Raw genomic sequence first — 20,600 nt, forward strand, 5'->3', positions numbered from 1 at the left:
ACACCTCGCTAGGCTGCTCCGCCCGTCCGACTTTCGGTCGCATCCCTAAGGGCCAGCGCTGCTTCGGTGCGGTTGGAGACCTTCAATTTCGACAGAATGCGCGTCATGTGGTGCTTGACCGTCTTCTCATGCAGATCGAGCAGCTGCGCTACACGCTTGTTGCTGAGACCCGATGCCACGAGGTTGAGGACTTCCTGTTCGCGGTCCGTCAATTCCGCCATCAGATCCTGCTTTGCGGCATTTTCCCTTTCCTTTGCCATGCCGGCGAGAAGCCGGGCAGAGAGGCTAGGGGCCAGGTAGGGTTCTCCAGAGGCAACGGTGCGGACGACGTCGGCCAGTTCGCGGGATCCGATGCCTTTCAGAACATAGCCTTTCGCTCCAAGCTTCAGGGCACCTGCAATGTCCTCGTTGGCTTCCGATACGGTCAACATGACGATCTTGATAGGGGCCCAGGCCTCGACGGCGCCGGCAACGGCCTGCAGTCCGTTTCCGGGCATCGAGATGTCCATCAGCATCACGTCGGGGCGGATATGCTCGACGATATGAAGCGCCTCGTCCTTTGAGCCACCTTCCGCGACGATCTCGAAACCCTCCATTTCAGAGAGGCTGCGGATCACTCCCTCGCGAAACAGCGGGTGATCGTCGATGACGGCTATTCTGGTTGGGGCTTTCATACATGCTCCGATTCATGAACGTTCAGCGACATTCTGACCGTTGTTCCACGAGAAGACGTCGCGAGATCAAAGGTTCCCCCGAGGCTTTCAATCCGCTCCCTGAGACCAGCGATCCCTAATCCTTCCGGCCTCATAGTGGATTTGTCGAAGCCGGGTCCATCGTCGCTTACCTCGACAATGATCATGTTGCCTTCGTAGGTTTGGGTGACTGTCTGGTTTGCGCCAGCGGCGTGCCTGTATCCGTTGTTCAACGCTTCCTGCACAAAGCGGTAGATACAGATCTTGGCGGAAGGAAGAAGCGGTCTGGCGGGCGATGCGATCTTGAGGTCAACGGTCGCCGCAGTCCGCTCGCGGTGAGCGCCAACGACCTTTTCGAGGATTTCCGGCACAGCTGCCGTTTCGATCTGCGGCAGGACAAGCCCGCTGCAGATGCTGCGGATCTCATCCATCGCTTCCTGCAAGCGCGCCTTGATTGCAGCAATCTCCGCTTCCCGGACATCGCGGGGAGCTTCCGGATCGACCAGGAGCGCACTGTCGACGCGCAGCGCCGCATAGGCGACAAGCTGGGCGGGGCCGTCATGCAGGTCGGCGCCCAGCCGCCGGAGGTAGCCTTCGTTCAACGCTGTTGCGCGTTGCGACGCGCGCTGTGCACGGCTGTGCAAGGTCCTGTTCTGGGTCAGCAGGCTCTGCAGGTCCACCACCCGCTCCGTGAGGCTGCGCTGCTGCGCCTCGATCATCCGGCTGCCCTTGAAGACGATCGCCGACAAAAGCAGGAAGAACGTCGTCGTGACCCCGGCGACGGCCAGCCAGCTCTGAAGGCGCGCCTGCGACAGGCTTTGCTGGAAATCATCGGCGATCTCGTAGAATTCCGTGACCGCGATCACCTCGCCGGACCACGGCTGCAGAATCGGATTGTAGATCTCGAGAAGCGGCTTTCCGAAACTGCGCTGATCGAAACTTTCGGCATCATCGACATAGTCGAACTGTGCGACCATCTTGCCGGAAAAGGCTGCGGTCAGATCTTTGCCCGGCGGGAAACGTTTGCCCTGGATCGTTTTGTCCGTCGCATAGAGAACGGTGCCGTCTGCGCGCCAGAGCCTGAAGGAGACGACCTGCTTCCCGAGAGCGCCCTGACCGAAGGTTTCGTCGAGAACCCGGTTGGTCACGTCGTCGAGCGTGTCCGTTGTCTTGAGATCCGGCAGGATCGGCGCAATGATGCTATCGACATAGAGTGCGGTGGTGGCCGCAGAATTGCGTGTGACCGCGTCCTCGATGAGGTTCGTCACGAAGGCGCCGACCAGCAGCATTGCAACGATGGACACGATGCCGCCGGCAAACAGGAATTGCCGCGCCAGCGTCTGTTGGTTCCAGCGTTCCAAAATTCCTGTCTTCAGCAATGCCCCGGGGCCTCGATTGATCGAGCCATACCTATGGCAGCCGAAAGCAGGATCAATTGTGGCCGTGACGCGAAAGGAGCGATGATGCCTCCACAAGACATTCTTTGTGCACCTTCTTTGCCTTCACGTCTCTCCTGCCTATCTGTTGCAGCAATGAAACCGACAACAACGTCGTCGCCATCGCGGCTGATGATGCAAACCCGGAGACGATGCCGTGCTGCAACGCCTGAGAACGATCATTGCCGAGCGGTTCATGACGTTTGAGCCTCTTGGCCTGATCATGTTCTCACTCCTGGCCGGTAGCCTCTTCCTGTTCATCAGCCTGACCGGTATCGTGATCGATGGCGAAACGCACGAATTCGACGAACGGATCCTGCTTGCTCTGCGCCAGGCAGGCGACCCTTCGGTGCCCATCGGGCCCTACTGGCTGACCCATGCCGTTGGTGACATCACCGCGCTTGGCGGCATTACCGTGCTATCGCTTATGACCGTGCTTGCCACGATCTATCTTCTGCTCGCGGGCCGCCGCTCGATCGCCGTCTTCATGTTTCTATCCATTCTCGGCGGTTGGCTGCTCAGCAACCTTCTCAAGCTGGGCGTGGCGCGGCCAAGGCCGGACATCGTACCGCATCTCGTCAATGTCCACGACCTGAGCTTCCCGAGCGGGCATGCGATGCTTTCGGCGGTGACCTATCTCACCCTTGCGGCGCTGCTGTCACGTGCCGAACAATATCGCTCGACCCGCATCTTTTTCCTCGCGACCGGCATCCTGCTGACCCTGCTGGTCGGTCTCAGCCGCCTCTATCTGGGCGTTCACTATCCAACAGACGTGATGGCGGGGTGGTGTGCGGGTGCAGCCTGGGCTGCCGGCTGCTGGATTGTCGCGCGACGGTATATTTCGTCACGCGCATCTTGAATGAAACGACCGCGTCGGGAATGAGTGGGCAAACGAAAAGGCAATAGCGATGGCGGACATGCAACTCGACCAACTGTGCGACCTTATCCTGAAGACGGAGGAGGGAAAGTCTCGCTCGCTCATCGCGGTCGCAGGACCGCCCGGAGCGGGGAAGTCGACACTGGCCGACATTCTGGCATCCAAGCTCTCCGGACGGGGGGAAACAGCCGAAGTCCTGCCGATGGATGGTTTCCACATGGACAACGGCATTCTCGAGGAGCGCGGATTGCTCGCCCGCAAGGGGGCGCCCAATACGTTCGACCTGCGCGGTTTTATCGATGTCGTCCAGGCCGTGAAAGCGGCCGAGGATGAAGTGCTCGTGCCCGTGTTCGACAGGTCGCGCGAACTGGCGATCGCTGCGGCACGGGTCGTCTCGCCACGCCATCGGTTCATCGTGATCGAGGGCAACTATCTTCTGCTGGGCGAGGGTGGCTGGGAGCGTCTTGCACCGCTGTTCGACTACCGGATCCTGCTCGCCCCGCCGATCGAGGAGCTGCAACGGCGTCTGGAGGCACGATGGACGTTCTACGGTCTGGCCGGACAGGCGTTCGAAGACAAGATCCACGGAAACGACATGCCGAATGTTCGGTTGGTGCTGGAGAAATCGAAGGGCGCCGATCTGGTTCTCGAAAGACTGGATCTCGAAGCCGCACGATAAGTGCTCCCGGGGGGCTACAAAGATCGACTTCGTGATCCAAATATAACAGGGTAACGATCACAGAGGACGGGTGAAAACCAATGCGATCACCCAACACGCTTCTATCCCTGTTGTCCGAGGACGACTACTCGCACGCGGAACGCTGCATGGAGGAGCTCGAATTGCCGCAGGGCATGCTCCTTTCCGGACCGGACGAAGTCGACCGATACTGCTATTTCCCCTATTCCGGGATCGGGTCGACCGTCGCGATCTCTGCGCGCGGCAAGCAGTCCGAGATCGGACTGTTCGGGCGGGAAGGCATGTCTCCCGCGTCGGCGATACTGGGATCCGATCGCAACCCGTACAAGGTCATCATGCAGGTTCCGGGACACGGCGCACGCATCGAGGTCGGGCAGCTGGTTGACCTCATCTGGAGCAGGCCGGAGATACGCCGGGTCTTTTTCCGGTGGGCGCATGTTTCTTCGGTGCAGGTTGCTCTGACTGCGCTGACCAATGCCACCCAGACGATTGAGCAGCGTCTGGCCCGATGGATCCTGATGTGTCACGACCGCACTGGAAGCGACGAAGTCAACCTCACGCACGAATTCCTGGCAATCATGCTTGCCGTCCGGCGTCCGAGTGTAACGACATCGCTGCATGTACTCGAAGGTCGGCAAATGATCCATTCGTATCGGGGAACGATTGTCGTGCGAGACCGTCCGGCGCTAGAGAAACTCGCAGCCGACTGCTATGGCGGAGGTGAGGTTGAATATCAGCGCGTGATGGAGATGTCAGCGTCAGTCTAAGCTCTGGCTGAAACCGCGGCGAGCTTCTGCTCGACGACGGAAACGACGAACGCTGGATCGGCCGGCTTGTCAATCCAGACGCCATCGCTGAAGAGTTCGTTTTCCCAGTCCTGCGGCTTTTCACTGCCCGAGTAGACCACGAATGGGATGCGAGCGTCTTGCAACACTTGGATGACCGCATAGCAATCACCATCGGTCAGATGAAGATCAAGAATGACAATGCTCGGAACATTCTTCTGCAGCCATTCCAGCGCAGCTTGTTTCGAGCGCAGATTGATAACGTTATTCAGCCCAGCAGCCCCGAGCGCGTCCTCGATATCCAACGAAATGAGCGGCTGATCTTCAAGCAATAAAATCATATGTTTCGACAAACCAGTTCCAAAGGGTCACTGTGTTGAAAGCGCGGATTCGTTCTAATCAATTTGCTTCGGACTTTGTCCGTTGGTCTGATAGCGTACCGACGTTGGGAAGCGGGTTGTCTCGCTTATTTTATGGACATAGATGGAATCATTCTATTCAGGCGGAGATATCTCCATAGGCCGAGCAGGCTGGTCTCTGCCTTCAAGGGTTGGCGATGGGTGACATTCAGAAAGATACGGTCCGGAATTCGCTTCTCCGGCTGATGCCCCGAGAAAGCTTCGAAGCAATTGCGCCGCATCTCGAACATGTCGATCTTCCGCGCGGAACCGAGCTATCGGCTCCGAACGAAACGCCCCTGCACGCCTATTTCCCGGAATCCGGTATCGCCTCGATTGTGGCGAGGTCTCCGCAAGGGCAGCATGCTGAGATCGGAATTTTTGGTCGCGACGGAATGACCCCCACGGCGATGGTCCTTGACGCGGAATCGGACCCCTATTCGATCTTTATGCAAGTGGAGGGCCGTGGTTACCGTCTGGCCTCAGATCAGTTGAAGCTGGCTTTGAAGGATCGCGCCTGTCTCAACCTTCTGACGCGCTACAGCCAGGCCCTGTCGGTCCAGGGGGCCTACACGTCACTGTCCAACGCCGTCCATCACATCGACGAACGTCTGGCCCGGTGGATCCTGATGTGTCACGATCGGACCGACGGCGACGAGATCAGCCTTACCCACGAATTCCTCTCGATCATGTTGGCTGTCCGCCGACCGAGCGTGACGACGGCACTGCATCTGCTCGAAGGTCGCAAGCTGATCTACTCCGAGCGTGGCATGATCATCGTCAGAGACCGTAGCGCACTCGAGGATTTCGCCAAAGATGCCTACGGGGAATGCGAGCGGGAATACGAGCGTCTGATCGGACCCTTGAGGTAGAAGTCGACCTCAGTTTGTCGCCGCGGGCAGCGAGAACTCCCCAACCTTCGTTCCCTTGTAGTCACGGACCTCAATCATTGGAGAGACGGAAGGACGACCCTGTCGCAACCGGTCGGCCATGATTTCGCGCGCAGACGCCTCGGCCTCGGCCAGGGCGCTTGGAAGATCCGGAAGATCGTTGCCTTCTTCGTCTTCGATCAAATCTTTGCCGTCACGAACGTGGAAATAAAATCGGGGCATGTGGGTACCTAGCGAGCTTTTTATTCATACCCGCGAGGCTCGCTTAGGTTCCAGATCCGTGTTCATGTCGGCAAAGACTGTACGGTTGCGTACATAGGCTCAGGCGCGCTCTTCCCAGAGCTTGGCCAGTTCAACGATCGTGTCGACCGCCTTTTCCATATCCTGGCTGCTGACCCATTCCAGCGGGGAGTGGAATGCATGGCCGCCGGCAAAGATGTTGGGGCAGGGCAGGCCCATGAAGGATAGCCTTGAACCGTCAGTGCCGCCGCGGATGCTGCCGCGCTTCGGCGTCAGACCGGCCCGCTTGATCGCATCGATCGCATTCTCGACGATCTCAGGATGACGGTCGAGCACCAGCTTCATGTTGCGATACTGCTCGATGACGGTGAACGTGTAGGTCGAACCGGGATAGTCGTGCATGACGTCCTTGACGATATCCTCGAGCAACGTCTCCTTGGTGTTCAAACCCTCGTCGGCGAAGTCCCTGATGATCAGGCTGATCTTTGCCTTCTCCATGCTGCCGCTCAGATCCGTCGGATGGATGAAGCCGTCCCGGCCTTTCGTCGTTTCCGGCGCCATGTGTTTTGGCAGGCGATCGACGATGGCGCCGGCGATGCGGATCGCGTTTTCCATCTTTCCGTAGGCGAAACCGGGGTGGATCGCGACGCCGGTGATGGCGATCTCGACCGCGTCGGCAGAAAACGTCTCATCCTCGATCGTGCCGACTGTTTCGCCATCCAGCGTATAGCCAAAATCGGCGCCGAGCTTTTGAATATCCACCTTTTCCACACCGCGGGCGATCTCTTCGTCGGGCGTGAAGAGGAGGCGGATCGCGCCGTGCTTGATGTCGGGGTTGTCGATCAGGTATTTCGCGGCCGTGACGATTTCGGCAAGGCCCGCCTTGTCGTCGGCGCCGAGAAGCGTCGTGCCGTCGGAGGTGATGATGTCGTGGCCGATCTGGTTCTTCAGTTCCCTGTGCTCGCTCTCGCGGATCACGCGACCCGCATGGCCGGGAAGTGCGATATCGCCGCCCTGGTAGTTACGGATTACCTGCGGCTTGACATCGGTGCCGCTGAAGTCTGGTGCCGTATCCATATGCGCGCAGAAGCAGACGACGGGCACGTTGTTCTTACCCGTATTGGACGGCACCGTTGCATAGACATAGCCGTGTTCGTCGAGATGCGCGTCTGAGAGGCCGATCTCCAGCAGTTCTTCGACCAGAACACGGCCGAGCGTCAGCTGTTTCGAGGTCGATGGCTGGGTGGGTGAGGAGGCATCCGACTGGGTATCGATGACGACGTATCGGAGGAAGCGGTCGGTAACGGTATCGGTCATGAGCAAATATCCGGATCAAATCAAAGCCGGACTGTAGCCTGACATCTCCAAAATGCAAAAGGTCCCGTGCTGGACGGGACCTTTGATTTCAGGAGCGATGACTATCCGACTTGAACAGCCTCGGCCTACTTGAACAGAGCCGGCAGCCAGAGCGACAGGCCGGGGATATAGGTGACCAGCAGCAGCACGAAGATGCTGGCGCCAAAGAACGGCCAGATGGTCTTCATAGCTTCGCGGATGGTGATGCCGCCCACCGCGCAGCTGACGAAGAGCACGGTTCCGACCGGAGGCGTGTTCAGTCCGATACCGGCGTTGAGGATCATTACCACGCCGAAATGGACGGGGTCGATGCCGAACGCCTTGACGACCGGAAGCAGGATGGGCGTGGCGATGATCACCATCGGCGCCATGTCCATGAACGTGCCGAGCACCAAAAGGATGATGTTGATCATCAAGAGCACGATGATCGGATTGTCGGAGATCGCCGAGATCGCCGCGATGATCAGCGTCTGCACCTGCAGGAAGGCCATCAGCCAGCCGAAAGAGGCGGCCGTGCCGATCACCAGCAGCACCATCGCCGTGGTGCGGACCGCACCCATCACGGCTTCGACAAAGCCATCCCAGTCCAGTTCCCGGTAGACAAGCATGGCGACAAGGAAGGCGTAGAGCACCGCGATGCAGGAGCTTTCCGTGGCCGTGAACACGCCCGAGCGGACGCCGCCGAAGATGATGGCGATGAGCAGAATGCCCGGGAGCGAGGCGAGGAAAAAGTAACCGACACGTCGGAAACCGGGGAACGGGTCTGAGGGATAGCCGCGCTTGACGGCAACCCACCAGGCCGTAACCATCAGCGCTGCGGCGAGAAGCAGTCCGGGAATGATGCCCGCAGTAAAGAGATCGGCGACGGAGACATTGCCGCCAGCTGCGATCGAATAAAGGATCATGTTGTGCGACGGCGGGATCATCAGCGCGATGATCGCAGCGTTTGCCGTCACGTTGACAGCATAGTCGCGGTCGTAGCCGCGGGCTGCCATCTGCGGGATCATCAGGCCGCCGACGGCCGAAGCATCAGCCACCGCAGATCCGGAAATACCACCAAACAGGGTCGAGGCGACGACGTTGACCTGGCCGAGACCGCCGCGCATGTGGCCGACGAGGCCTGCTGCAAAACGGATCAGCCTTGTGGCGATGCCGCCGCGCACCATCAGGTCGCCGGCAAAGATAAAGAACGGGATCGCCATCATGGCGAAGACGTTCATGCCGGAATTCATCTGCTGGAAGACGACGATCGGGGGAAGGCCGATATAGAGCACTGTCGCAAACGATGCGATGCCGAGGCAGAATGCGATCGGCATGCCGATGATCATCAGGAAGGTGAAGGAGCCGAGGAGAATTGCATAGGCCATTACGCGGCCTCCTGAACAAGCACGTCCGCTGCGATTTCCTCGCCGATCGCGACGTCGATGAAACGTTCGAGTGAAAAGATCGATATCATTGCGCCACCCAGGATCATCGGGAAGAAGTCCGTGCCACCAGGCCATCCCAGAACTGGGATGCGGGCCGTCCAGGTTCCGATTGCCAGCAGCGACGAGTAATAGGCCATGCCGATGCCGAACAGCACGATCAGTCCGAGGCTGAGCAGGTCCATCGCCCGCTGGATGGCCGGCGGCATCACGTAACGAACGACGTCGAGACCGAGATGGACGCTTTCGCGAACGCCGACAGCAGCGCCAAGCATGATGAACCAGGACATCAGATAGAGCGCCAAAGGCTCCGACCAGCTGGGACTATCGTTGAGGATATAACGGCTGAAAACCTGCCAGCCCACGATCAGCGTCATCGAGACCATGCCGATACCGGCGATCCACAATGATAAGCGGCTGATCACGCCCAGAACCGGTCTTACGGCCTGCATGAAATTACGCATTGTCCCGTCCTCCAAAGCCCGACCCGTTCCCCGATGTCGGAAAAGCACAGCCGGCCCCGGTGTGGCGGGGCCGGCCGATCAGGGCTGTCAGTTGACGGCCTGGATTTCTGTCAACAGTGCCTTCATGGTCGCGTCGGTGACGAACTTGTCGTAGACCGGCTTCATCGCGGCGGAGAACTCGTCCTTGTTGACGTTGATCACCTTGACTCCGCTGGCGCGGACCTTTTCTTCCGAGGTCTTTTCGCGGGCGGTCCAGAGCTCGCGCATCTTTACGACGCTGTCCTTGGCTGCCTGGCGGATGACCTTCTGGTCATCAGGCGTCAGCTTGTCCCAGGAGAGTTTCGACATGACCAGGATTTCCGGGTTCATCGAATGCTGGGTCAGTGTGTAGTTTTTGGCGACTTCATAGTGACGGGCCGATTCGTAGGACGGCCAGTTGTTTTCAGCGCCATCGACAACGCCGGTTTCCAGCGACGAGTAGACCTCGCCCATCGGCATCGGTGTCGGGTTGGCGCCAAACGCCTGCATCATCGAGATCCAGAGATCGGACTGCTGGACGCGGATCTTCATACCCTTGAGGTCGGCCAGTTTCTCGACAGGCTTCTTCGTGGTGTAGAAGGAGCGTGCGCCTGAATCGTAGTAAGCAAGACCGATCAGGCCGTGCGGTTCGAAGGCGGCCAGGATCTTGTCGCCGATCGGTCCATCAACGACCTTGTGCATGTGGTCGGTCGAGCGGAACAGGAAGGGCAGGCCGAGAACGACCGTCTCCGGGATGAGATTGTTGAACGGCGCGGCATTGACGCGGTTCATATCGATGACGCCAAAACGGGTCTGTTCGATCGTGTCCTTTTCGCCGCCGAGCATCGAGTTGTTCATCACCTGCACGCCAATGCGACCGCTGGTGCGCTCCTTGACGAGTTGACCCATGTACTTGACCGCCTCGACAGTCGGATAGCCATCGGGATGGATGTCGGCGGAACGCAGGGTAATCTCCTGCGCGCTCACGCTGGTATGGGCCGTGGTGGTGGCCAGTGCGAGGCAAAATGCGAGCCCGAGGGCTTTCGTCAGTTTCATGTCTTCCTCCTCCAAAAAGCCGTCGCCTCCACGCGCCGGCGGTGATTAAATTTATTTGGTCGATGCACTCCAGTCCGGAAGGCCAAACAGTTGTTCCGGGTTCTTCACGAGCGCCAGCTCAAGCGCTTCTTCGTCCGCCAGCCAGCTTAGAACCGTGTCGGTCAACGCGACGTCGTCCGGATAGTCCTTCTGCTCGCGTGCAAGGTTGTGCGGCCAGTTGCTGCCCCAGACGATGCGTTCAGGCGCATAGGCGGCGATGTCGCGCGAGAAGGCCGCGACGTCGGCATAGTCAGGTGCGCCGGACTTCGAGGACTCGTAGACGCCTGCAAACTTGAACCAGCATCTGCCGATATCCATCAGTCGCTTGACGGCTGCGATCTCCGGGCCCTCTGGCGTTGCGCCGGAGAAGAACTTGCCGTGATGGTCGAACACCCAGCGGCTCTTGAGTTTGGCAAGGCGTGGCTCATGCTCGAGGATGTTGCTGCCGTCGAACTGGACTGCGAGCATCCAGCCGCGGGCGGCAGCCTTGGCGTCGAGTGCTTCGAGCGCCGAAAGGTCCACGGCACCGCCGGGCAGATCCATGATGCGCAGGCCGACAATACCGGCTTCGGCGAGTTGGTCGAGTTCGCCATCGGAGACATCACCCGCGACTGCAGCGACGCCACGGGCAACACCGCCCATTTCCTTCAGGCAGGCGACCAGGTTGGTGTTGTCGCGCTGGTGGGCATTGCCCTGCGTGATTACGACACGATCGATGCCGAGCCATGCCATGAACTGGCGATACTGCTCCGCATCGGGGAGAGTTCCGACTGGCAGGCCTGGGCCGCCGGGCTGCGATGGGAAACCCGGCAGGTACATATGCATCTGCGAGTCGACTGCGCCCGACGGCAGTTTGGCCGTTGGCGCGTCTCCGGAGAGCGGACGAACAAGCATCAGACGTCTCCCGACTTCGGTTCAGGCATTTTGAATTCCTTGAGCGCATCGCGGTTGATCTCGATCCCGAGACCAGGGCCATCGGGGATCTGCACCACGCCGTGCCGATGTTCGATCGGTGTTTTGATCACCGCCTGGCGGAAAGGGTTGTCGGTGCGGTCGAATTCGAGAATGGGTTCGATCGGATTGACACGAACCGGGCTCGGGATCATCGCCGCCATGAACTGCAGGGCTGCTGCGATATGGACGGCCGTGCCCCAGACATGGGGCACAACGCGGATACCATGGAGCGCCGCGAGATCGGCGACGCGCTTGGCCTCGGTAAACCCGCCGACGCCGGCAAGATCCGGCTGGAGAATGTCAACGGCGCGGGTTTCCACGGGCTCGCGCATGCCCCACCGGCTGTGCCAGGTTTCGCCGCCGGCAACCGGGATCGGCTGGCGGGCGCGCACTTCGCGGTAGGCCGCCAGCTGTTCCGGCACGACGGGCTCCTCGAACCAGTCGATATCGTATTGTGCCGCCGCGTTGCCGAGTTTGACGGCTTCGATGGTGTCATAGCCGTGGTTGGCGTCGATCATCAGGCGCATATCGGGACCGGCTGCTTCCCGCACGGCGCGGATGACGCGAAGGTCTTCCTCGACGCCGAAGCCGATCTTGATCTTCGTCGCGTGGAAACCCTCGTCGCGGTAGCGGGCGACATCGCGGGCATTGTCCTCTACGCGGTCGACGCCGTCGCGCTTGAAGCTGCCGGTGGCATAGGCCTTGACGCTTTCGCGAAAACGGCCTCCGAGCAGGATGGAAACAGGCACGCCGAAATGCTTGCCCTTGATGTCCCAGAGCGCGATGTCGATGCCCGAGAGTGCAGTGACGGCAAGGCCGCGCTGGCCCTGGTCACGCAACGCGTTATAAAGCCGCGCCCAGATCTTTTCGGTTTCCAGCGCGTTTTCGCCGATCAGCCAGTTTGTATACGCCGCCACCACAGCTGCGTTGGGCCGGGCCGGGCCAAGGCATTCGCCCCAGCCGATGGTTCCGTCGTCGCACTCGATCTCGACCAGGATATGGGCGCGGCGGTCGAAGCGCATCGAGGCGCTTTCGAAGGCGACATCCAGCCTGTGTTCAAGAAGGTGGGTGCGGACCGAAGCGATCTTCATGGGTTCACCGCTTCTGATCGCCGATGAGCTTCAGCAGGATCTGCTCTTCTTCTTCCGTCAGGTCATCAAGCGGCGGGCGGACCTTGCCGGCATCGAAACCCTGCAGACGCACGCCGGCCTTGATGGCCGAGACGGCATAACCCTTGCGGCGGCCGCGAAGCGCCATGAACGGGTAGAAGAATTCGGTGAGGATCTGTTCGCAGCGGGTGCGATTGCCGGCCCGCAGCGCCTTGTAGAACTCGACGGCAAGACCGGGCACGAAGTTGAAGACGGCCGACGAATAGGTGGTGAAGCCGGCACCGAGATAGGCTTCGGCGAACAGTTCCGCCGTCGGCATGCCGCCGAGATACATCAGCCGGTCGCCCATCGTCGCGGTGATCTGGCGCACGAGGCCGATGTCGCCGGTGCCGTCCTTGAAGCCGATCAGGTTCGGGCATTCGTCGCAGAGCCGCTGCAGCGTGTCGACCTGAAGCACGGAGTTGTCGCGGTTATAGACCATGACGCCGATGCCGACCGACTGGCAGATCGCCTTCACATGCTTGTACAGGCCTTCCTGCGGCGCATCGATCATGTAGTGGGGCAGCAGCAGAATGCCGTCCGCGCCTGCTTTCTCGACCTTCTTTGCAAGATCGACGCCCACATGCGTGCCGAAGCCGCAGCCCGACACGATCGCGGTCTTGCCGGACGCTTCCTTGGCGGATTTCACGATTGCGGGAATTTCGTCGGGTGCCAGCGAGAAGAATTCTCCGGTGCCGCCGGCGGCAAAGAGAACGGGCGCCTCGAAGCCGGAAAGCCACTCGATATGACGCTGATAACTTTCAGGCTGAAACTGGCCCTCGGCATCGAAATGGGTCACAGGGAACGACAGCAGGCCGGCGCCAAGCGCTGCCTTGATCTCTTCAGGCGTCATGTAGTGTTATCCTCTCAGTGTCTCCTCCAGACAATGTTGTCGTACATGTATGATGAATTTGTGTCAACACGTCATCTGACAGATTGGCGAACTTCGCGCAGCAACGTCCGGTAGCGCAGTTGCGCGCCACGCAGATGGCTGCGCATGGCCTGCCTTGCGCCTTCTTCGTCGCCTTCCGAAATTGCCACGACGATCGCGTCATGCTCCTTGTCGAGAAGGGCGATATAGGCCGCCTGATCGGATTCGGAATCGTCCGGACGCAGGGCCGCACGGGGGATCAGCCGCTTGCCGATCATGGTGAGGAATTCGCGGAAGCGAGGGTTGTTCGTCGCTTCGGCAATGGCGAGATGGAGGGCAAAGTCCGCCTCGCTGGTCGGCTTGTCTGCCTCGAGACAGGCGCGGACGGCGTGGTGGTGTTCGAAGATGCTTTCCTCCTGCGCGGGCGAGCGACGCACCGCTGCAAGGCCTGCAGCCTCGACTTCGACGGCGGTTCTGAGCTCCAGGAGCTCGATCATCGAGGACACCTGAGCAAGATCGATATTGTTGAGCGAGAGCATCGTGGGCTGGGTGTTTTGCCGTGGTTCCAGCACAAAGACGCCGGCACCCTGGCGCGCTTCCACAAGACGGTCGGCGCGGAGTGCGGCGATCGCCTCGCGCACAACGGTGCGGCTGACGCCGTGGGTTTCGGTCAGCTGCGCTTCGCTCGGCAGCCGCGCGCCGGCGGTAAACTGGCCGGCGGCGATCGCCTGGCGCAATGTATCCGTCAGCTGAGACACCAGCGTTCCTGCACCCTTTGCCGGCTCCAGCCGCGTCTCTCCAGCCATTCGTCTCTCCTTGCGCTCTCGTTATCTGCTCCCCTTAACCTGTATGATAAGTCGGCTTCGTTGTCACGGCTTTTGCTTATGGAGCCTTTGCGGCAGTTGAAAGCGGCCGCACTTGTCTCTAGGTTGCGGCATTGATTTCAGATGTCCGGTGATGAGTGCGCGAGAGAGTTCGGTGTATCGGTCTGTTGTGTGCTCTTTTCCTCTGGCCGGCGGCGGCGCAGGCGCAGTGGAAGCCGGTGGAGAAGGTGAAGACCTATCCGGTTAAAGGCACGTCCGGCATCGAGCTCTACTCCTCGATCGGCGAAAACGGCCCCAAGGTCGGCAGCCAGGTTCGGGCGATTGCCCATACGGATTTCAAGCTGACCTGGTCGCGCAAATACGAACCGCAGCCGGACGGCGCCTGCACGCTGGTTTCGGCGCGGCCCAACATCGTCATCATCTACACACTGCCGAAGCTTGTCTCTAAGCTTTCGCCCGAGCTTCAGCAGAAATGGGACGCGTTTACTGACGGCGTGCGCCGGCATGAGCGGGTCCACGGCGCGATGATCGAGGATCTCGTGCGCCAGATCGAAGCGGCCAGTATCGGGCTTTCGGTGCCTAACGATCCGAAATGCACCAAGGTGCGGACTGAACTGCAGAGTAAGATCGCCGTCATCTTTCCCGCCCATCAGCAACGCAACCGGGATTTCGACAAGGTAGAACTCGGCGATGGCGGCAACGTGCAGCAGCTGATCCTCCAGCTCGTCAACGAGCGCTAGAGACAGGCGAATTTTTCAAAGGAAGCTTTCAATGACGCAGGTTCTTTCCGCTGGTGATGTCGATGCCGAGGCTCTGATCGAAGAGCTGAAAGAGTGGGTGCGGATCGAGACACCCTCCGGCAATGCGGCGGCGGTGAACCGTCTGGTTGATCGCGTCGAAGCAATCGCGGAAAAGGCCGGGCTTTCCATCGAACGGCTGCCGGGCACGCTCGGGTTCGGCGATATTCTCGCAGTCCGATCACCCCGGCAGGCAGGCAGCAACGAGAGATCGGTTCTGGTGCTCGCTCATCTGGATACGGTCCATGCGATCGGCGTGATCGATAACCAGCTCCCACTTCGCCAGGACGGCGACAAGCTCTACGGACCCGGCATCTACGACATGAAGTCCGGTGCGCTGATGGCGCTGGAGGCGTTGAAGATCGCGGTTGCGAAGGGCAGCAGAATGCCGGTCGATCTCGTTTTCGTGCCGGACGAAGAGGTTGGAAGCTTTTCGTCGCGGGCCTTCATGGAGGAATGCGCGCGCAGCGCCGGTTATACGCTGGTGGTGGAACCGGCGCGCGACGGCGGCAAGATCGTCATCGCCCGCAAGGGTGTGGCGATGTACGATATCGTCGTGCGTGGCCGGGCCTCGCATGCGGGCACACGGCCACAGGACGGACGAAGCGCCGTGCGGGCGGCAGCAAGGCTGGTGCTCGATCTGGAGGCGCTGAACGACGCAGGGCGCGGCATCACCGTCACGGTCGGAACGATCAGCGGCGGCACCGGCCGCAATACGGTGCCGGCGGAATGCCGCATGCAGGTGGATGTGCGCGTGCCCGACGATGCGGCCGCCACGGAAGTCACGGCGAAGATCGCCGCCATGCAGCCGGTCGATCCGGATATTACGTTTGAGATCAATGGACAGATGAACCGGCCGCCATTCGCGCAGTCGGATGCGGGGCGGAGACTGTTCGATAGCGCAGCGAAGGTCGCAACGGATCTGGGCATTGCGCTGGAGGGCGTCACGACCGGCGGCGGTTCCGACGGCAATTTCACCGCAGCGCTTGGCGTGCCCACGCTCGATGGTCTTGGCGCCGACGGTGCGGGGGCGCATACGTTCGACGAGCATATCTTGCTGTCGAGCGTCGCACCGCGGACGGCGCTTCTCGCCAACCTGATGATGTCGCTCGAGCCCGAAGCCTGACGGGTGCCGCTTTGTGAACGGTGCGGCACCGGCCGCACCCGTCACGGCATCTTTTCATCGTCCAGAAATTGCGTCCATATGGCTGATATCGAAGACCAATCGGGAATTCCGACATGACCAGCGGCCTGCACCACATTACCGCCATCACCCGCAAGATACAGGCGAATGTCGACTTCTATGTCGGCTTCCTCGGATTGCGGCTGGTGAAACGCACCGCCGGTTTCGAGGATGCGCAGCAGTTGCATCTGTTTTACGGCGACGGTGCCGCATCGCCCGGATCGATCGTGACGTTTCTCGCCTGGGAAGATGGATCGCTCGGTCGGGTCGGGCATGGGGCGCCGAGCGAGATCAGCCTGGAGATTTCGCCGGAAGCGATCGGCTTCTGGCTGACGAGGGCCCTCCAATATAACATCAAGCTATCCGGGCCGGCGCAGGAATTCGGCCAGCCCGTGCTGCGGCTGACGGATCCGGACGGTATCATCGTCAAGCTCGTCGGCGTCGAGGAGACGGGACCCTGGGTCTGGTGGCCGGATGGCGGTATCGCCGAAGAAAACGCAGTCCGCAGGCTTTACGGCGCGACGATCCTTTCCGAGAAGCCTCAGGAGACCGCTGAATTCCTTGTGAGGCATATGGGGTTGGCTGTTGGAAGCCGGGAAGGCAACATCCAGCGGCTGGTTTCGGATGCGCATGATATCGTCGATGTCCGCGATGCATCGGGTTTCTGGACGTCGGCGCCGGGCACGGGCGCGATCGATCATATCGCTTTCCGGGCTGCGGATCGCGCGGCGGTCGAAGCGGTGTATGCAGACCTTGCCGCTGCCGATGCGGGCGAAATGAACATCCACGACCGGCAGTATTTCCATTCGCTCTACGTGCGCGAGCCGGGCGGCACGCTGATTGAACTCGCCTCGGACGGGCCGGGTTTTGCCACCGATGAACCGGTCGAGACGCTCGGAAGCCAGCTGTTCATTCCGAAGCATTTCAAGGCGGATCACGAGGCGCTGAAGGTGATGCTGCCGCAGTTCGGTCTCCCCGGCGAAGAGCGCGTCATCTACCGCGATCTGCCGTTTGTTCATCGTGTTCACATGCCTGATGACTGGGATGGCACGACGCTGGTGCTGATGCACGGCACCGGCGCCAATGAAACGTCACTGCTGCCGCTTGGCCGCAAAGTGGCGCCCAATGCCATGCTGATCGGTCTGCGCGGCCGTTCCGTGGACGAGGGCTATCCGCGGTTTTTCCGCAGGCTCAGTCAGACGACGTTCGACCAGAAGGAGATAGCCTCGGAAGTGGAGGCTTTCGTCGGGTTCATCGAGGATATCGCTCCGGCCTATGGCGCGGATCCGGCGCGCACCGCGTTCCTCGGTTATTCCAACGGCGGCAACATGATCGGCGCGACGATGCAGCTTTACCCGGAGGTCATCCGCAGAGCAGTGCTTCTGCGCTCGATGAACGTGCTCGAAGAGCGCCCCGTCGTTGATCTTTCCGGGACAGAGTTCCTGTCACTCAGCGCCACCAACGATTTTTACGGCCCACTTGCCGGCGAGATCGAGGACAGGCTACGGACGGCCGGGGCGGACGTGACGGTCCGGGTACTCGACGCGGATCACGGCCTCGGCGCGGAAGACGAGGTCATCGTGCACGAATGGCTCAAGGAGCGGATTGGTTGACAGGTAACGTGTTCACGACCGGAAACGACAAGCCGGTATTCTGTGCCGATATCGGCGGTTCGTTCATCAAGTTCGCGGTGTCGCCGACGCATGGTGTCATCGAGCCTCTGGAGCGGGTTCCAACACCCGCGTCCGACTGGGATGCGTTCGTGGCAGCGCTGTCTGACCTGATCGCGCGGCATGCCCATCTGGTCGAAGACAATGACTCGACGCCGCTGGCGTTGTCGATCACCGGGATCGTCGATCCCAAGACCGGTGTTTCGATTGCCGCCAACATTCCCTGCATCACAGGACGTCCCGTGGCGGCGGAACTTTCCGCGCGGCTCGGAAGGCCGGTCGTTGCGGCCAACGACGCCGATTGCCTGACGCTTGCCGAAGCCAGTGAAGGTGCCGGCAAGGGCCATGACGTCGTGTTCTGCGCCATCATCGGCACCGGGATCGGCGGTGGTCTGGCGATTGGTGGCAAGCTGGTGCGCGGTGCGGGCGGCGTGACCGGCGAATGGGGCCACGGGCCGATCGTCAATACGACCGTCGAGATCGCCGGCGAGACGATCCACATTCCGCGCCTGGCCTGCGGTTGCGGCCAGTCCGGCTGTGCCGATACGGTCGGCGGCGCACGCGGGATAGAGCGTATCGACGGCCTGCTCCATGAGAGAGCCGAGACCAGTCACACGATCATTGAAGACTGGCAGGCCGGCGATGCGTTGGCGGAAAAGACGATCGCCGTCTGGCTGGAACTGATTGCCGATCCCCTGGCGCTTGCGGTCAACACGACAGGGGCGTCGGTCGTGCCCGTCGGAGGGGGACTGGCCTCCGTTCCGGCACTGATCGACCTGCTGGACGGAGCAGTGCGCAAACGCATCCTCAACCGGATAAGTCACCCATTGGTGATCCCGGCGCTTCGGCAGGCGGATGGTGGGCTGGTCGGGGCAGCGGTGCTCGGCCGGCAGGAGGGCTGATGGCGATGCGGATCACGCTCGAAGTCTGTGTCGATACGCCTGAGGGGTTCGAGGCGGCTGTGGCAGGCGGGGCCGACCGGATCGAACTCTGCGCGGCGCTCGATCTGGGCGGACTGACGCCGTCGCCGGGGCTGATGGCACTGGCGGCGAAAGCGTCGACCCCGGTCTATGCGATGATCCGACCGAGGGCAGGGGATTTCGTCTTCGGTCTCGGTGACGAGGCCGCCATGCTCGGCGATATCGACGCTGTGCGGTCCGCCGGGTTGGCGGGTGTGGTGATCGGTGCGAATCTGGCCGACGGCCGTCTCGATGTGGCGCTGCTCGAACGCCTGATGCGACATGCTGACGGTCTCGGTGTGACGCTGCACCGTGCCTTCGATCTGGTGCCGCATCCGGTTGAGGCCCTCGACGTGGCGATGACGCTCGGCGTTGAGCGCATCCTGACGTCCGGGCTGGTTCCGCGCGCCATAGACGGCGTGAACCTGTTGAAGCAACTGGTCGATCAAGCCGGGACACGGTTGTCGATCATGCCGGGCAGCGGGGTCACGCCGGCAAACGTTGTCGAATTGTTGAACTGCACCGGTGCCCGCGAGGTCCACGGCTCCTGCCGCGCTGTTCTCAAGCGCGGTGACGGCAGGGCTGTCGAGTTCGGTTTTGAAGCTAACCAATCATACCGGACAAGCGAAGTCATCGTGCGCGAGATGCGGACGATCTTGGATGGTGTCGGCAGCTGAGGGTTCGCTCAGCCTCAGGCGCAGAGGCTGGCGAGGGCCTTGAAGTCCTGGATCTGCACGCAGCGGACGCTTTGCAGTTTGATCAGGTTGGATGCGCGCAGCTTTGCGAACACACGCGAAACGGTTTCGATCGTCAGGCCGAGATAATCCGCGATGTCGAGCCTCGACATCGGCAGGTCGAAATGGTCGAGATTGCCTTGGCGGTTGGCCATGTCCAGCAGGAAGCCGGCGATGCGCTCCACCGCGGTCTGGCGGCCGATGACCGCCAGGTGCTCCTGGGCGCGCAGCATGCCGCGCAAGGCGAGCTTCAGAATGTCGTCGCCATTGCCGGGTTGGGAAATGCTGCGCAGTCCCGTCGGAACGATCGCTTCCGCAAAAAAGGCATGCGTGCGGTCGGCTTCAAAACCAAAGGTCTCGCCGGCAAGGTAGAAGCCGATGACCTGACGGCGGCCATCGGACAGCAGCCGATGGAGGCGGACGGCGCCGAATTCGACCTCGTAGAACGTGCCGGATTTCTCGCCGGGCGTGTAGATTTCCTTGCCGCCGGCATAGGTCTGGACCTGGGTAACCCGGGTGACTGGTGCGGAGGAACACGGAAACGCGATCGGCGTTGCGTTTAGCATCTTTGCCTGGGCGTTCGCGACCGGAGCGTTCACGGCTCTTCCTCCAAGTGATCAGAGCTAGGATGCCGCAAGCCACTCTTCGGCGATATTGAGGTGTCTCCCTACGGAGTTCTACGTAGCAACCGGTGCCGGCGTGGCGTGGCTGAGATGGGCGAAATCCCTCACCATCCGCAGCAGTTCCGCGCCATCGAACGGCTTTATCAGGATGCGCGCCGTGTTTTTGGATGGGATCGGCGTCATTCCGTCTGCCAGCATGATGAAACGGCTGGGAGAGTCGAGAAGCTTGTGCTGGGCGTCGAGGTTGCCGTGGACTTCGTGGGAGTCGATGATCGTGCACGCTGACGAGGCTGCCGAAGCGTGGCCCGCGCACCAGCTTTCATAGGAGAGGACCTGAAAACCTTCGACCTCCAGCGCGAACGCCAGCGACTGTCTAAGCCCGGCATCCGGAGCGATCACTGCAATAGTGGTCGAGAGTGACAACACGTGGACTATCCAGGATCCGGGGGGCGCTAGGGCGACATT

Annotated in this window: 23 protein-coding genes; 9 read left to right on the top strand and 14 right to left on the bottom strand. The window is 61.0% G+C overall.

The window, feature by feature from the left end; genetic code table 11:
- Positions 1 to 8 precede the first annotated feature (8 nt).
- Together ACQY1L_RS04990 and ACQY1L_RS04995 are read right to left on the bottom strand one after the other, a co-directional pair.
- Positions 9 to 674: a response regulator gene (locus tag ACQY1L_RS04990; protein ID WP_184653483.1), complete on the bottom strand. Its 666-nt coding sequence runs from the start codon at positions 672 to 674 to the stop codon at positions 9 to 11.
- Positions 671 to 2,053 (bottom strand): sensor histidine kinase, encoded by a 1,383-nt coding sequence (locus ACQY1L_RS04995; protein ID WP_430243106.1) that lies wholly within the window; start codon positions 2,051 to 2,053, stop codon positions 671 to 673. Before ACQY1L_RS04995 ends, ACQY1L_RS04990 begins: the two co-directional genes overlap by 4 nt.
- 271 nt (positions 2,054 to 2,324) lie before the next feature.
- Between ACQY1L_RS04995 and ACQY1L_RS05000 the strand changes: the two genes are divergently transcribed.
- The 3 genes from ACQY1L_RS05000 (at position 2,325) to ACQY1L_RS05010 (ending at position 4,469) form a co-directional block, all read left to right on the top strand.
- Positions 2,325 to 2,987: a phosphatase PAP2 family protein gene (locus ACQY1L_RS05000; RefSeq protein WP_062457946.1), complete on the top strand. Its 663-nt coding sequence runs from the start codon at positions 2,325 to 2,327 to the stop codon at positions 2,985 to 2,987.
- Between the two features lie 49 nt (positions 2,988 to 3,036).
- Positions 3,037 to 3,684, top strand: a complete 648-nt coding sequence (locus tag ACQY1L_RS05005; RefSeq protein WP_430261977.1) for a nucleoside triphosphate hydrolase — start codon at positions 3,037 to 3,039, stop codon at positions 3,682 to 3,684.
- 80 nt (positions 3,685 to 3,764) lie between these two features.
- Positions 3,765 to 4,469, top strand: a complete 705-nt coding sequence (locus ACQY1L_RS05010; protein WP_062581192.1) for a Crp/Fnr family transcriptional regulator — start codon at positions 3,765 to 3,767, stop codon at positions 4,467 to 4,469.
- On the opposite strand, the gene ACQY1L_RS05015 is transcribed toward ACQY1L_RS05010, so the two are convergent.
- On the bottom strand, positions 4,466 to 4,840 hold the full coding sequence (locus tag ACQY1L_RS05015; protein WP_430243109.1) for a response regulator: 375 nt from the start codon (positions 4,838 to 4,840) through the stop codon (positions 4,466 to 4,468). The genes ACQY1L_RS05010 and ACQY1L_RS05015 overlap by 4 nt on opposite strands.
- A gap of 203 nt (positions 4,841 to 5,043) precedes the next feature.
- Between ACQY1L_RS05015 and ACQY1L_RS05020 the strand changes: the two genes are divergently transcribed.
- Positions 5,044 to 5,757: a Crp/Fnr family transcriptional regulator gene (locus ACQY1L_RS05020; RefSeq protein WP_062456004.1), complete on the top strand. Its 714-nt coding sequence runs from the start codon at positions 5,044 to 5,046 to the stop codon at positions 5,755 to 5,757.
- A gap of 9 nt (positions 5,758 to 5,766) precedes the next feature.
- On the opposite strand, the gene ACQY1L_RS05025 is transcribed toward ACQY1L_RS05020, so the two are convergent.
- From ACQY1L_RS05025 to ACQY1L_RS05065, 9 genes are all read right to left on the bottom strand, one after another.
- Positions 5,767 to 5,997, bottom strand: a complete 231-nt coding sequence (locus ACQY1L_RS05025) for a DUF6894 family protein (protein WP_062456007.1) — start codon at positions 5,995 to 5,997, stop codon at positions 5,767 to 5,769.
- Positions 5,998 to 6,096: 99 nt separating this feature from the next.
- Positions 6,097 to 7,332 carry a peptidase T gene (gene pepT, locus ACQY1L_RS05030; protein WP_430243112.1) on the bottom strand — a complete coding sequence of 412 codons (1,236 nt, stop codon included), beginning with the start codon at positions 7,330 to 7,332 and terminating at the stop codon, positions 6,097 to 6,099.
- A 125-nt stretch (positions 7,333 to 7,457) separates the two neighbouring features.
- On the bottom strand, positions 7,458 to 8,738 hold the full coding sequence (locus ACQY1L_RS05035) for a TRAP transporter large permease (RefSeq protein ID WP_430243114.1): 1,281 nt from the start codon (positions 8,736 to 8,738) through the stop codon (positions 7,458 to 7,460).
- Positions 8,738 to 9,259, bottom strand: a complete 522-nt coding sequence (locus tag ACQY1L_RS05040; protein WP_430243116.1) for a TRAP transporter small permease — start codon at positions 9,257 to 9,259, stop codon at positions 8,738 to 8,740. Before ACQY1L_RS05040 ends, ACQY1L_RS05035 begins: the two co-directional genes overlap by 1 nt.
- Before the next feature lie 87 nt (positions 9,260 to 9,346).
- Complete coding sequence (locus tag ACQY1L_RS05045; RefSeq protein ID WP_430243118.1) at positions 9,347 to 10,333, bottom strand: TRAP transporter substrate-binding protein; 987 nt, start codon at positions 10,331 to 10,333, stop codon at positions 9,347 to 9,349.
- A 51-nt stretch (positions 10,334 to 10,384) separates the two neighbouring features.
- Entirely contained in the window at positions 10,385 to 11,266 is an 882-nt protein-coding gene (locus ACQY1L_RS05050) for an amidohydrolase family protein (RefSeq protein WP_430243120.1), read from the bottom strand.
- Entirely contained in the window at positions 11,266 to 12,417 is a 1,152-nt protein-coding gene (locus ACQY1L_RS05055; RefSeq protein ID WP_092660565.1) for a mandelate racemase/muconate lactonizing enzyme family protein, read from the bottom strand. The genes ACQY1L_RS05050 and ACQY1L_RS05055 overlap by 1 nt, the downstream gene beginning before the upstream one ends.
- A 4-nt stretch (positions 12,418 to 12,421) precedes the next feature.
- Entirely contained in the window at positions 12,422 to 13,327 is a 906-nt protein-coding gene (gene kdgD / locus ACQY1L_RS05060; protein WP_062581182.1) for a 5-dehydro-4-deoxyglucarate dehydratase, read from the bottom strand.
- A gap of 71 nt (positions 13,328 to 13,398) precedes the next feature.
- A complete protein-coding gene (locus ACQY1L_RS05065) occupies positions 13,399 to 14,151 on the bottom strand; it encodes a FadR/GntR family transcriptional regulator (RefSeq protein WP_092660568.1) in 753 nt (250 codons plus the stop codon).
- 185 nt (positions 14,152 to 14,336) lie between these two features.
- On the opposite strand from ACQY1L_RS05065, the gene ACQY1L_RS05070 reads away from it, so the two are divergent.
- From ACQY1L_RS05070 to ACQY1L_RS05090, 5 genes are all read left to right on the top strand, one after another.
- The gene (locus ACQY1L_RS05070; RefSeq protein ID WP_430243122.1) at positions 14,337 to 14,909 is read left to right on the top strand and encodes a DUF922 domain-containing Zn-dependent protease; all 573 of its coding nucleotides are present in this window, start codon (positions 14,337 to 14,339) and stop codon (positions 14,907 to 14,909) included.
- Between the two features lie 31 nt (positions 14,910 to 14,940).
- Positions 14,941 to 16,092 carry a M20 family metallopeptidase gene (locus tag ACQY1L_RS05075; protein WP_430243124.1) on the top strand — a complete coding sequence of 384 codons (1,152 nt, stop codon included), beginning with the start codon at positions 14,941 to 14,943 and terminating at the stop codon, positions 16,090 to 16,092.
- Positions 16,093 to 16,205: 113 nt separating this feature from the next.
- On the top strand, positions 16,206 to 17,762 hold the full coding sequence (locus ACQY1L_RS05080; protein WP_430243126.1) for a VOC family protein: 1,557 nt from the start codon (positions 16,206 to 16,208) through the stop codon (positions 17,760 to 17,762).
- Entirely contained in the window at positions 17,759 to 18,721 is a 963-nt protein-coding gene (locus ACQY1L_RS05085) for an ROK family protein (RefSeq protein ID WP_430243128.1), read from the top strand. Before ACQY1L_RS05080 ends, ACQY1L_RS05085 begins: the two co-directional genes overlap by 4 nt.
- 5 nt (positions 18,722 to 18,726) lie before the next feature.
- Positions 18,727 to 19,455 (top strand): copper homeostasis protein CutC, encoded by a 729-nt coding sequence (locus ACQY1L_RS05090; protein ID WP_430243831.1) that lies wholly within the window; start codon positions 18,727 to 18,729, stop codon positions 19,453 to 19,455.
- A 14-nt stretch (positions 19,456 to 19,469) separates the two neighbouring features.
- Here the strand turns inward: ACQY1L_RS05090 and ACQY1L_RS05095 are convergent, their stop codons facing one another.
- The gene (locus ACQY1L_RS05095; protein ID WP_430243130.1) at positions 19,470 to 20,111 is read right to left on the bottom strand and encodes a helix-turn-helix domain-containing protein; all 642 of its coding nucleotides are present in this window, start codon (positions 20,109 to 20,111) and stop codon (positions 19,470 to 19,472) included.
- Positions 20,112 to 20,189: 78 nt separating this feature from the next.
- Positions 20,190 to 20,561 (bottom strand): transcriptional regulator, encoded by a 372-nt coding sequence (locus ACQY1L_RS05100; protein WP_430243131.1) that lies wholly within the window; start codon positions 20,559 to 20,561, stop codon positions 20,190 to 20,192.
- Positions 20,562 to 20,600 lie beyond the last annotated feature (39 nt).

The organism is Neorhizobium sp. DAR64862/K0K3 (assembly GCF_050500185.1).
In the GTDB taxonomy this organism is placed as follows: Bacteria; Pseudomonadota; Alphaproteobacteria; order Rhizobiales; family Rhizobiaceae; genus Neorhizobium; species Neorhizobium soli.

Excerpts from the sequence above, each read along its gene's own strand:
- ACQY1L_RS04990 (WP_184653483.1), bottom strand. The coding sequence starts at position 674 with ATGAAAGCCCCAACCAGAATAGCCGTCATCGACGATCACCCGCTGTTT.
- ACQY1L_RS05000 (WP_062457946.1), top strand. The coding sequence starts at position 2,325 with ATGACGTTTGAGCCTCTTGGCCTGATCATGTTCTCACTCCTGGCCGGT.
- ACQY1L_RS05005 (WP_430261977.1), top strand. The coding sequence starts at position 3,037 with ATGGCGGACATGCAACTCGACCAACTGTGCGACCTTATCCTGAAGACG.
- ACQY1L_RS05010 (WP_062581192.1), top strand. The coding sequence starts at position 3,765 with ATGCGATCACCCAACACGCTTCTATCCCTGTTGTCCGAGGACGACTAC.
- ACQY1L_RS05020 (WP_062456004.1), top strand. The coding sequence starts at position 5,044 with ATGGGTGACATTCAGAAAGATACGGTCCGGAATTCGCTTCTCCGGCTG.
- ACQY1L_RS05025 (WP_062456007.1), bottom strand. The coding sequence starts at position 5,997 with ATGCCCCGATTTTATTTCCACGTTCGTGACGGCAAAGATTTGATCGAA.
- pepT (WP_430243112.1), bottom strand. The coding sequence starts at position 7,332 with ATGACCGATACCGTTACCGACCGCTTCCTCCGATACGTCGTCATCGAT.
- ACQY1L_RS05035 (WP_430243114.1), bottom strand. The coding sequence starts at position 8,738 with ATGGCCTATGCAATTCTCCTCGGCTCCTTCACCTTCCTGATGATCATC.
- ACQY1L_RS05040 (WP_430243116.1), bottom strand. The coding sequence starts at position 9,259 with ATGCGTAATTTCATGCAGGCCGTAAGACCGGTTCTGGGCGTGATCAGC.
- ACQY1L_RS05045 (WP_430243118.1), bottom strand. The coding sequence starts at position 10,333 with ATGAAACTGACGAAAGCCCTCGGGCTCGCATTTTGCCTCGCACTGGCC.
- ACQY1L_RS05050 (WP_430243120.1), bottom strand. The coding sequence starts at position 11,266 with ATGCTTGTTCGTCCGCTCTCCGGAGACGCGCCAACGGCCAAACTGCCG.
- ACQY1L_RS05055 (WP_092660565.1), bottom strand. The coding sequence starts at position 12,417 with ATGAAGATCGCTTCGGTCCGCACCCACCTTCTTGAACACAGGCTGGAT.
- kdgD (WP_062581182.1), bottom strand. The coding sequence starts at position 13,327 with ATGACGCCTGAAGAGATCAAGGCAGCGCTTGGCGCCGGCCTGCTGTCG.
- ACQY1L_RS05065 (WP_092660568.1), bottom strand. The coding sequence starts at position 14,151 with ATGGCTGGAGAGACGCGGCTGGAGCCGGCAAAGGGTGCAGGAACGCTG.
- ACQY1L_RS05075 (WP_430243124.1), top strand. The coding sequence starts at position 14,941 with ATGACGCAGGTTCTTTCCGCTGGTGATGTCGATGCCGAGGCTCTGATC.
- ACQY1L_RS05080 (WP_430243126.1), top strand. The coding sequence starts at position 16,206 with ATGACCAGCGGCCTGCACCACATTACCGCCATCACCCGCAAGATACAG.
- ACQY1L_RS05090 (WP_430243831.1), top strand. The coding sequence starts at position 18,727 with ATGCGGATCACGCTCGAAGTCTGTGTCGATACGCCTGAGGGGTTCGAG.